Raw genomic sequence first — 12,125 nt, 5'->3', positions numbered from 1 at the left:
CAACAGGAGTGACAGGTCCAAGTGGAGCAACAGGAGTAACAGGTTCAATAGGGCCAACAGGAGCAACAGGGCCAGGTGGAAGTACAATTTATTTAGGTACAGACCAATCACTTGGAAACAATGATTTCTTAGGATTGGGTACTTCATCACCAAGTTTTATTAGAAACACCGTAGTAGTACCGGAAAACTCAACTCTTATAGGAATAGTTTTAAGTGTTAGAACTGAACCATTGGCAGCAACAGACACAGTAAGTGCTAGAATAATTAGAAGTACAGATTGTGGTAATACTACGACAGACACTGGGATTGTCGCAACTGTAACTGGTCCTAGTAGCGCAGCAGCTCCAAATTGTTGTGCAGTATCAGTAAGTCCTCCAGTTGCAGTTAATAGGTGTGATTTGTTAGCAGTTCAAATTACACGTACTGGAAATGTTGGTGCATTAGCAAATGGTGCTGCAGCAACTATTATATTTAGTATTCCTTAATAAATTTAGCGTTTAAAATTCAATAATCTAATTGCAAGTATAAAAAATGTAGGATATTTATAGTAGGATCAATGATAAAAGGCAAGAGATAAACAAATATTTATTTAATATGAACTAGATATAATTGACAGGAAAATTAATAGAGGATTACAAAAAATAAAATTATACGAAATGTTTATTGTTATATATTTAGATGTTACAATTATCTGGTTAAAAGTGTTATTGTAAGTTCATTAACAAACACAGTATCATCTATACCATGCATATATGATATGTATCAGGAAAGTATTCTTAAGAATTAAAATAAATAATATGAGTTTTGATAACAATTATGTTAATATATGTTATAATGTGATTGGGCAATTAATAAAAAAGCATGTTTAGTTCTCATTAAATAATTCTAGAATAAGTGGGATGGAGAGAAATCTTTATTCCCCTTATTTCTATATATAAAAGTTTGTATATTTATATATAGAAATAAGTAATAATGTATTATAGAAGTCATTTACATAAATTATATTTTTGGTTTCAAAGGCAGTAGCTAGGAGCAATCCAACTACTGCTTATTTTTATGAAATGTATAAATTGCCATCACAAGCTTTTACAGTTTGGTAATTGGCCTTAATTTGAAAAGGAATAATTCGTTGGAATAAAGCAAGAATAATCCTATCTTAACTAGATTCTGAATAGCGTATGCATTGCGTTGAGTAATAGGTAATAATAAGATAAAAACTATAATAAGAGATAACAGTTTCTTTAATATATTCGTTTCAATTCTCGATTCATCATATTTTAATTAAAATACATATTAATATAATTTCTATAGTCATAAAATTAATCTATTTTTAAGAACAATACTGTATAGATTTCATTTTATATGGGGTTTGGAATTAAACATGAAAGATGTAATCAGCAAATTTCTAAATATTCATAGACAACTATACTAAGTTTAGGAGTCAGAAATAGGAATCAGATTGGGCTTGAGTTTTAAAATTGTAGACTGCCTGGCTTTTGATACCTACAAGAGTGCTAGAACTCAGAGATATTAGAAAGTATCTATGGCGTCGAATAATCAAATACCATTTTAATTTGCAAGATAAGTTTGACATTAAATTTGAAGTAGAGTTCTTTATTTAATCTTATCAAAGATTGTAAAGTATGTATAACTTCATTTCTACATAAATTATAATGTAATCTAGAGTAAAAAATCAGACTATTATTAGTGATTTCTGATAAATCACTAATAAGGTATTGGTATTATAGTTATAATTACCAACGGATATATGAATTTACTAGGAAAATACCCCTACAGTATTCAAAATATAATATTTATCTACTTTATATAATTGTAAATTATAAAGTTGCAATATATAATGGAGTTATCAGTAATTACAGTATATCGATAGGAATTGTGAATAATATGTAAAATTAACATTTTTATTACTTATTAGGAATATAAATGATTCCGAAAGTTTTTAGTAAGAAAGTATTCTGCTTCTTATGTTTAAGTATTATCTAAAGATTGTTTACAAAATAATATCCGTATAATTACAACAACTAAATGTCTAGTAAATTAATTAAATAATTCTTCATTTCTTGTTACGAAATAAAAACTATAGTTCTAATATATTTTTTATCACAAACTCAACTTTATATTTTTAAGTATTAGTCTACATAACATAGTATTCAGCAATAAATTTAATTACATAATGATAAATTGTAAGGCATAAAGATATAATTTGACTAAGTACTAATTTTCATAAAAAATCATTTGCTACTAACTTATCAAGTTACGTAATGGTAATACAAGAAACACTGAATAGAGCTGAATGAAAGTATTGCAATAGAAATAATATACAAAGGAGGGGGAAAATATTGGGCGTGAAGAAATTAATGATAGGTCAAAAATTGTTTTTAGGTTTTGGTATAGTCATATTAATAATGTTAGTAGTAATTGGAAATAGTTATATGAATTTTATTAAAGAATCAGAAGCGGTTGAGTGGAGTGTTCATACATATGGAGTCATCCGAGAGTCAGATGAATTGCTTAATAGCATAATAAATATGGAAACCGGGGCAAGAGGGTACGTAATAACTGGTAATAAAAGTTTTCTAGAACCATTTAATCAAGGGGAAAGTTCATATGATCAACAATATAATGAGTTAAAAGAGCTTACAGTAGATAACATAGACCAACAGCAAAGGTTAATTGCCTTAGATAAACAGTATAGGGAATGGTTGAATTGGGAAAAGACTAAAATAATAACTAATAGGCAAAAAGTCATAGAAGGACAATTGGAATTGAAAGAGATAATTGCTATTATTCAATCAGGTGATGGAAAGGCTATGATGGAAAATATGCGATTAATACTAGGTGATATTAATAGTGAAGAGGAGAGATTATTACAGAATAGAAATACTAATCTCGTTAAAATGGAGAATCAAACAAAAACTATTATGTTAGCTGGAGGTACGATAGCAACTGCTTTAGCAGCAATTATTGCAGGCCTAGTGGTTAGAATGATTTTAAAACCAGTGAAGGTTGTTACAAATACCTTTAAAGGAATTGCAGAAGAAAATGTAAATTTAGAGGTGAGATTAGAAATTAATTCTAAGGATGAATTGGGAGATATGGCTAAATATTTTAACATATTTATGACCAAATTAAAGGGATTAATTATTGAAAACAGAAATCAAGGTTGGCTATCAGCAGGACGGGCGGAATTAAGTGAAGAGTTAAGAGGAATACAAGATATTAATGAATTAAGTTTACAAATAATTAGCTACATTTGCAGATACATAGATGCACAAGTTGGTAGGATTTATATTGCAACAGATAAAAATACATATAAATTATTTGGTAGTTATGCTGATAAAATTAGTGATGAATTACCGAACGAATTTCATTGCGGAGAAGGTCTGATAGGACAATCAGCTCTAGAAAAGAGATCCATCTTAATAAAGGATGTACCAGAGAATTATATGAAAATAACATCAGGAGTTGGAGATTCAATTCCTAGAAATATTTTAATTGTCCCTTGTACTTATCATAATGAAGTTGAATGCATAATAGAATTGGGAGCATTTAATGAGTTTACAGATGTGGAATTGAAATTTATGGAACAAGTTAATGAAAATATTGCTATAAGTATTAATTTAACAAAAGCGCAAGTAAAAATGCAAAAACTTCTTAATAAAACTTTAGTACAAGCAGAGGAATTGCAAGTCCAGCAAGAAGAACTAAGACAAAATAATGAAGAGCTCGAAGAGCAAGCTACAATTTTGAAACATTCCGAAATGAATTTACAAACTCAGCAAGAAGAATTAAAGGTATCCAATGAGGAGCTACAAGAGCAAGCGCGAGAATTAGAAATACAAAAGAGAGTAATATCTGAAAGCAATGAAAAATTAAGGAAAGCAAATTCCGAAATAAAAAGGAAGGCGAAAGACCTTAAGTTGGCCAATAAATATAAATCTGAATTTTTAGCAAATATGTCTCATGAACTAAGAACTCCTCTAAATAGCATTTTAGTATTATCACAATTGCTTGAAAATAATAAAGATAGTGAGACATTGACTGATAAGCAGCGTGAATATGCTAAAACTATACACTCATCAGGCGAAAACCTGCTAAGGCTTATCAATGATATTTTAGATTTATCAAAAGTAGAAGCAGGTAAAATGGATATTAATTTTGAGGAAGTTTATTTGGTAGAGTTAGCTGAAGATATAAAACGACTATTTAATCCTATTTCATTACAAAAAGGTTTAGCTTTTGAAGTTAGAATTGAAGAGGGAATTCCAGAAAAAATAGCATCAGATAAGCAAAGGCTCCAGCAGATTATAAGCAATTTGTTAGCTAACGCCTTCAAGTTTACAAGTGAAGGCTCCATTAGAATGAATATCTGTAAAACTAAAGAACATGATATTAAATACTTTAATATAAAAGGAGATGCTACGAATTTAATAAGCATAGAAGTTACTGATACTGGGATAGGAATACCAGAGGATAAGCAAAAATTAATATTTGAAGAATTTAAGCAGGTTGATGGAACAATCAGTAGAAAGTTTGGCGGAACAGGTCTTGGATTATCTATTTCAAAAGAGCTTGCCTACTTACTTGGAGGAACCATTTATTTAAAAAGTAAGGAAGGCGTTGGAAGCACATTTACTCTAGTAATTTCGAGTTATAGCAGTGATGGTATCCACTTAAAACAATTAGAAGGAGAAAGTTATTCTATTAAAAATATTAATAAAGAAACAAATACTCTAGTAAATGATGGAAATAGCTCTATGGTTAGTGAAATTAACTATGAAGAAATTAAGAGAAAAAGTGAAAGATTACTTTTAATAATTGAAGATGATAAACAGTTTTTAAGCATATTATCTGAGTTGGCTGAAAAGAAAGGATATAAAATTTTATCAGTAAATAATGGTAGAGAAGGAATTGAGTTAGCAGAAAGATATAAACCAGATGCCATTTTACTTGACATTGGATTGCCGGATATTAGTGGATGGATGGTTGCTGATAAATTGAAATCTATGGAGGCAACTATGAATATACCAATCCATGTGATTTCTGGAAGAGACGATAAGGTCTCAGTTGAAAGACAAAAGAATCTGGTAGAGTGGATTAGAAAGCCTGCGGATTTAGATTCGATTGATAATTTATTTAATAATATTGAAGCAAACATGTCGAAGAAATTAAAAAAGCTTCTAATTATTGATGAAAATAGAGAAGAAGTCAAATCTATATACAATAATTTAAGTGAAAAAGGCTTTGAGGTAACTTTATTAGATAATGGTCTACAGGCATACAATTTAATAAAAACTGAACAATATGATTGCATGATACTAGATCTAAAATTAAAGGATATGACCGGAATAGAATTTTTAGAAAAATTAGAGGAGGAAAATATTATTAATTTTCCTATATTAATTCATACAGAAGAGGATATTACACAAGATGATGAAGCGAAATTGAAAAAATATGTTGATAGCATAATCATTAAGGGAAATCGTTCTATCGAAAGACTTATTGATGAAGCAAGTTTATTCTTTAATGATGTAGAATCAAAGTTAGAAGGAAAAGAAATTCAAAATATAAAATATAATCATGAACTAGAGAATTCTTTAGCTAATAAAAATGTATTGATCATTGATGATGATATGAGAAATGTATTTTCTTTATCAAGTGCTCTTCAAGAAAAAGGGATTAGTGTAATTGTCGGACGTAATGGCGCAGAAGGTATTGAAAAATTGCATGAAAATTTGGATATAGACCTAATTATAATGGATGTAATGATGCCTGAAATGGATGGATACACTGCAATGAAGAAAATTAGAAAGGATCCTAAGCTTCAGAATATACCAATTATAGCTGTAACAGCTAAAGCCATGAAAGATGATAGGCAAAAATGCATTGAAGCTGGAGCAAATGATTATTTAACAAAACCGGTAGAAATTGATAGACTTATTTCACTTTTAAGGGTGTGGTTATATAAATGACACGAAAACAAATAGAGGAGCAGATTGAAAATGAAGATATTGAAATATCTCTTCTGCTAGAAGGAATACATTTAAAATATGGATATGACTTTAAAGAATATTCAAGCGCACATATTAAAAGGCGTATTATTAAAAGATTAGGTGAAACAGGATTAAATAATATTTCAGAGATGCAGCATAAAGTATTAAATGATAGAGAGTTTTTTAAAACATTGTTATCAGACTTTTCTATTAATGTTACGGAAATGTTTCGAGATCCAGCTTTCTATAAAGCTTTTAGAGAAAAGGTTATTCCAATTTTAAAGACGTATCCATTTATTAGAATTTGGCATGCAGGATGTTCAACAGGTGAAGAGGCATACTCTATGGCCATTTTGCTTCAGGAAGAAGGATTGTATGAACGAGTTCAGATATATGCAACTGATTTTAATAATAAAGTGTTGAGAAAAGCTGAAAGTGGTATTTTTAAAATAGATGATGTAAAAGAGTATACATATAATTATCAGAAAGCAGGAGGGACTGCTTCCTTTTCTGATTATTATACCGCAAAGTACGATTCTGTTATATTTGAAAGTTCACTTAGAAAAAAGATTACTTTTGCTGAACATAATTTAGTTACAGATGGAGTATTCGGAGAAATGCATGTTATTATATGTAGAAATGTGCTGATATATTTTAATAAGGAATTGCAAAGTAAAGTGATAAAGTTATTTCATGATAGTTTGGGGAATGGATGTTTTCTCTGTTTAGGTTTAAAAGAAAATATTAAGTTTTCAAGTAATTCAGAAGATTTTGATGTTTTCTGTGATGATAAAAAGATATATCGAAAGAAATACACCATTTAATCTTATAGTACTAACTTAAGGATAAGCTCACGAAAATGGGGATGATAATATGAAATATAGAGCAATAGTTATAGGCGCTTCAGCAGGTGGAATGGATGCAATAAAGAAAATATTAATTACTTTACCAAGAAGCTTTGCAGCTCCAGTAATAATTGTGCAGCATTTAAATTCGCATTCTAATGGATATATTGTAAAATACCTCAAAGAGTTATGTAAAATTAATGTTAAGGAAGCTGATGAAAAGGAAGGCATACTTCCTGGAAACGTCTATATTGCGCCACCAAATTATCATCTCTTAATAGAAAAAGATGAAACGTTATCACTTACAGTTGACAATAAAGAAAATTATTCAAGACCATCAATTGATGTTTTATTTGAATCAGCAGCAGAAGTTTATAGATACGAATTAATAGGAATTATATTAACAGGGGCCAATAAGGATGGAAGCAATGGCCTAAGAAGAATTAAAGAATTGGGAGGGATTACAATAGTACAAGATCCTGATACTGCGGAAGCATATTTTATGCCTAAGTCAGCCATTAGCACTACAAAGGTAGATTACATATTAACTTTAGATAAAATTAACGCAAAAATAATTGAGTTAGTGGGGGAGAAGAATGAAACAAAGTAACAATATTAACATATTAATTGTTGATGATAGACAAGATAATTTATTGGTGTTAGAAAGCTTATTAGAAGATATGGAGTGTAATATTATAAAGGCAACATCTGGAAATGAAGCATTAAGTTTAATGCTTGATTATGAATTTGCACTTGTACTTTTGGATGTTCAAATGCCGGAAATGGATGGATTTGAAACAGCCGAATTTATGAGAATGAATTCAAAAACACGCTATGTTCCTATAATATTTGTAACAGCAATAAGCAAGGAGAAGATGTGTATATTTAAAGGTTATGAAAAGGGAGCTGTAGACTATCTTTTTAAACCTATAGAGCCGATTATCCTTCAAAGTAAAGTTAGAGTGTTTTTAGAGTTATATAATCAAAAGAAATTAGTTGAGGAGCAAACGAAGCTGCTTGAATTAAAATTAAATGAATTATCTGATCTTAAGGAAGCTAACTTTAAGCTAGAGAATCTTTCAACATTAGATGGGCTTACTGGTATTTCTAATAGAAGAAGCTTTGACAATTATATAGAGACAAGCCTTAGAAGTTGTGTGCGATCACAGAAGCCAATATCTTTAATAATGGCTGATATTGATTTTTTCAAAGGATATAATGATAATTATGGGCATCTTAAAGGTGATGAGTGTCTTATTGAAGTTGCAAAGACTATTGCAGCTAGCGTAAAACGGCCATTAGATTTTGCGGCAAGATATGGAGGAGAAGAATTTGCAGCAATACTACCAGAAACTGATATTGAAGGGGCAAAGGTTATAGCAGAGGTAATAAGAAAAAATGTTGAAGGATTAAAAATTGTCCATGAGCACTCTAAAGCATCGCCATATGTTACATTGAGTTTAGGAATTGCAACAATACAGCCTAACTTAGAAAGTTCTTATGATGAACTTATAGAAAGCGCAGATAAGGCGTTATATAGGGCAAAATCCAATGGTAGAAATATTGTAAGTACTTAATTATAATGTACACATAGGGAACAAAGAATATGGAGAAGCATTCAATTCACTAAGAATTGAGACAATATTTGAAGTTAATATGCATAAATTAAGCGACAACAGGTACATAGTTAGTAAAAGGGATAGTAGAATGAGGGTGGTAAAATTGCTTAAAAAGAAGGTGTCCTTATTTAAATGTAGAGAAGGAATGCATTTGGCTGAAGATATAACACTTGGCGGTATCAAGATAGTTTCAAGAAATACAATATTGAATTCGTATATTATTGAAAAATTAATAAATATGGGTCAGTATAGCGTGTATGTGTACATCTCAGAACATGAAGAATGTAGCGGTATAATAAAAGAGTTTAATGAAGACTATAATCTCAACTTAAATATAATTAGGGAAATGATAAGTGAATTAATTTCAACAAGTAAAGTTAATCTTAATAAGGTTAGACAGGTATGCAAATCAATAATAAGATATTTAAATGAACCAAATATTATAATAGAATGCTTGAATTCTATAAAGAGAACAGATGAATATACTTATATTCATTGTATGAATGTAGGTATATATTCTATGCTTATAGCCAAATGGATTAACTTACCATTAGATTCTATCAACGATATAATCCAATCTGGAATTTTGCATGATATTGGTAAGACAAAAATAACTAATAAGATATTAAATAAACCTGATAAATTGACAAATGAAGAATTTGATCAAATGAAAAAACATCCAGTAATGGGTTATGATTTAATAGATCAATATAATATTGTTAATCAGAATATAAAGAACGCAATACTTATGCACCATGAAAGGCTTGATGGCTCTGGTTATCCACTTGGAAGACGTGAAAAAGATATTACTTTATATGCAAAAATTATTGCTGTAGCCGATACATTCGATGCTATGACTTCAAACAGAGTATATAAAAAGGGGACAATTCCGTTTGAGGCTTTTAAGATGTTCATGACAGATGGGTTAAAGCAATATGACATTCCAATTGTTTTCGCACTTTTAGAAAATTTAACTCCTTATTATATTGGTATGAGAGCAATACTAGAAGATGGTAGAGAAGGAAAAATAATATATATACCTCCAAATGACATATTAAGTCCTATCATAAAAATTGATGATATGTTCCTAGATATTTCAAGAGAAAAGGATATAAAGATAGCTAATATTTTAAGTAATATAGGATAAATAATGAAATAAATCGGTAGCTAAGGAGGGAACAGGCTACTGATTTATTAAAATATAATAAATGAAAAGCTAGCTAAATTTACAGAGGCTTCAAATAATATTGTGTATATTTCAGAACAGACAAATTTACTCTCACTAAATGCGGCAATAGAGGCAGCTAGAGCAGGTGAGCAAGGAAAAGGATTCGCGGTTGTTGCGGAAGAAGTAAAGAAATTGGCAGATCAATCGAAGACTACGGCTCAATCAACTAGAAATGAAGAATCTGAAATGTTGCAAGCAATTTTGAAGGTTGTTGAAGTATCAGATTTACTTGAGACTAAGATGAATCACATAAATGATGAAATATTAACTATATCTTGAACTATTCAAGATATAGCAGCTAAGAGTCAAGAGATAGTTGATGTTTCAGAAGAATTGATAAGTAAAGAGAATAATTAGTATTTATAATATAGACTTTATATGGCTTGCAGGTATAGGTATCTTTACTGGATTTACTTTCATGCCTCCACCTAGGCCACTTCCTACAGGTTGTGAAGCGGAATGTGGGAAGGGTATTAGAAATTTTACAATCCTTCGCGTTAGAACTGGTACTACTGTAAATGTATGCGTAAGTGCATGAGCACAGCGAGTACGGAATGCGAAATGGCGATATTAGACAATGATATACTTATATCAACATGCCATGTTGAGAAGATTCCATAATTAATTCTTAAAGAGTTGTTGCATAATAATTTTTTTAAATTGTTGTGTTGCAGATCTTTCTTAAATTATATAAAAAAGGTACTATAATATGTAGTTTAAGAAAACTCCAGATTACCTGCACCAATGATTATAATTATATCTCCATAGTTTAGAGGTTTTATAGTGTATTTGCGAGAGTTGGGTTCGAATCGAATTGATTCTTGTATTAATTGATTACTGTCAATTATAAAAAGCATAGCTCTGCCAGAAGAATTGTTTTCAACATTATAATCAATGCCAGTTGATAATCCTGAGTCTTTTAAGGTATGCATCCCTTGAGGCAAAGTTTTAGTAGCGGCAAAGGCGTCTATTATGCTTATACTAAATGATAAAAATAAAAAAATAGAAAATATAAAAATAAATTTTTTCAATATTATTGGCCACCTTTCATTATTCTTATAATAAGTAATTAAATTAATTGCTTTTTTAGTATTTGTAGTTCAAGAGAAAATATTCAAAGCCTAAATTGTTAAGGAAAATGATGCACTATATTAAAATTAGATAAATTGTAGATTTCAAGCAGTAGTTAATGAAAATCATGTTCTTTGGAAATTAGATAATGTGGTATTTCCACTATTAATAGAACTTATCATCATGTAGCATTTAAAATATGAATTTCCGATGTAGAGAGTTATTGGAAAAAAATCAAAGATCTTGACCTAGAATCAAATAAGCCTATGAAGAGAAGTATAGATGAGGAATATCCTATATATTTTTATGACTATGATAATAATTTATTTGAGCTTCACACAGAAACATTAAAAAAAGATTGGAATCATATAGGGAGTGTAATAAATAGTAGATTAAAATATCGCATATTCAGAAAGAAATTGAATAAGATAAAATATGAATCAAAAACATTAATAGCAGAGTACAGATATTTAAGTAAATGTGAAAATTCTAGATTTTTCGAAACAGCTTATAGGCTAAAAGAGTTATAGTTTTATATTATACTAGTACTGTAAGACTACTACTCTTTCAAGAAATATTACTATTATAACAAATATACTATAATTTAAAGAGGGCGTGACAAATATAAATACATATAAATTGATGTTGGAGTAGTTTACAATTTTGTTAATATATGTTATAATATATTGTAAGAGTTAAAGAGATTAGTTGGGTGTTCATTAAATAATTCTAGTACAAGGGGAGTAAAGAGAAATCTTTATTCCCCTTGTTCCCTTTATGTTTAATGATATATAATAACAGCAGTCAGGAGGTTTCTAACTGCTGCTTTTTTATAAAAATGAAAGGTAATATAAATTTTTTGTTAATACACATAAAAGATCAACACGACATGGAGAAAATGCCGGTTATATTAATTAATATACTGTAGAGTAGAAAGAAATGTTACAAAAATAAAAATTTATAGTTTTTAAGTGACTATAATTTTCAATAGAAATAGGGATCATAGAACAAAGTGGCTGCGCCACGCTCCTTCGGAGAAATTTATTATATTTTAAGTTAAAAACCATAGAGATTAATTTCCCTATGGTTTTCTTATTATAGCTTATATTTTTTTCCGTATACCCCTTTGTATTCTTTAGGTCTCATAGTGCCACCGCATTTTTCGCATGAAAAACAAGGCGGTTCATCTATATTACTTTGATCCATCTCATCAAAGTATTCTACAACCTCCCTAGGTATATTTTCTGTTATCCCACATTTTAAGCATTTATATGGTATCATCTCTTCCACTTATTATCCCTCCAACTATGTTGTTGTCGGCTTTATTTTACCATATAGAACTCCTTTT

General features: G+C 29.6%; 8 protein-coding genes and 2 pseudogenes. 8 read left to right on the top strand and 2 right to left on the bottom strand.

Going from position 1 to position 12,125, the window contains the following annotated elements; all coding sequences use genetic code 11:
- From T483_RS32575 to T483_RS32570, 7 genes and pseudogenes are all read left to right on the top strand, one after another.
- Positions 1 to 485 (top strand): annotated as a pseudogene (locus T483_RS32575) (collagen-like protein); the annotation flags it as partial.
- A gap of 1,881 nt (positions 486 to 2,366) precedes the next feature.
- Positions 2,367 to 5,993, top strand: a complete 3,627-nt coding sequence (locus tag T483_RS30010) for a response regulator (RefSeq protein WP_155268562.1) — start codon at positions 2,367 to 2,369, stop codon at positions 5,991 to 5,993.
- Positions 5,990 to 6,838, top strand: coding sequence for a CheR family methyltransferase (locus tag T483_RS0128440; protein WP_035790691.1), 849 nt, complete (start codon positions 5,990 to 5,992; stop codon positions 6,836 to 6,838). The genes T483_RS30010 and T483_RS0128440 overlap by 4 nt, the downstream gene beginning before the upstream one ends.
- Before the next feature lie 49 nt (positions 6,839 to 6,887).
- Entirely contained in the window at positions 6,888 to 7,469 is a 582-nt protein-coding gene (locus tag T483_RS0128435) for a chemotaxis protein CheB (protein WP_026889857.1), read from the top strand.
- On the top strand, positions 7,456 to 8,436 hold the full coding sequence (locus tag T483_RS0128430; RefSeq protein ID WP_026889856.1) for a diguanylate cyclase domain-containing protein: 981 nt from the start codon (positions 7,456 to 7,458) through the stop codon (positions 8,434 to 8,436). The genes T483_RS0128435 and T483_RS0128430 overlap by 14 nt, the downstream gene beginning before the upstream one ends.
- 145 nt (positions 8,437 to 8,581) lie before the next feature.
- Positions 8,582 to 9,625 (top strand): HD-GYP domain-containing protein, encoded by a 1,044-nt coding sequence (locus tag T483_RS0128425; RefSeq protein ID WP_026889855.1) that lies wholly within the window; start codon positions 8,582 to 8,584, stop codon positions 9,623 to 9,625.
- A gap of 99 nt (positions 9,626 to 9,724) precedes the next feature.
- Positions 9,725 to 10,063: pseudogene (locus T483_RS32570) on the top strand (methyl-accepting chemotaxis protein); the annotation flags it as partial.
- Positions 10,064 to 10,422: 359 nt separating this feature from the next.
- On the opposite strand, the gene T483_RS0128410 reads toward T483_RS32570, so the two are convergent.
- Positions 10,423 to 10,737, bottom strand: coding sequence for a hypothetical protein (locus T483_RS0128410; RefSeq protein WP_026889854.1), 315 nt, complete (start codon positions 10,735 to 10,737; stop codon positions 10,423 to 10,425).
- Between the two features lie 306 nt (positions 10,738 to 11,043).
- On the opposite strand from T483_RS0128410, the gene T483_RS31440 reads away from it, so the two are divergent.
- The gene (locus tag T483_RS31440) at positions 11,044 to 11,307 is read left to right on the top strand and encodes a hypothetical protein (protein WP_026889853.1); all 264 of its coding nucleotides are present in this window, start codon (positions 11,044 to 11,046) and stop codon (positions 11,305 to 11,307) included.
- Between the two features lie 565 nt (positions 11,308 to 11,872).
- Here the strand turns inward: T483_RS31440 and T483_RS0128395 are convergent.
- Entirely contained in the window at positions 11,873 to 12,058 is a 186-nt protein-coding gene (locus T483_RS0128395) for a hypothetical protein (RefSeq protein WP_242841860.1), read from the bottom strand.
- Between the last annotated feature and the right edge of the window lie 67 nt (positions 12,059 to 12,125).

This window comes from Clostridium beijerinckii HUN142, assembly GCF_000621745.1.
Taxonomy (GTDB): domain Bacteria; phylum Bacillota; class Clostridia; order Clostridiales; family Clostridiaceae; genus Clostridium; species Clostridium beijerinckii_A.
The sequence above is the reverse complement of the archived record's forward strand: the minus strand, read 5'-3'. Positions and strand labels throughout refer to the sequence as shown.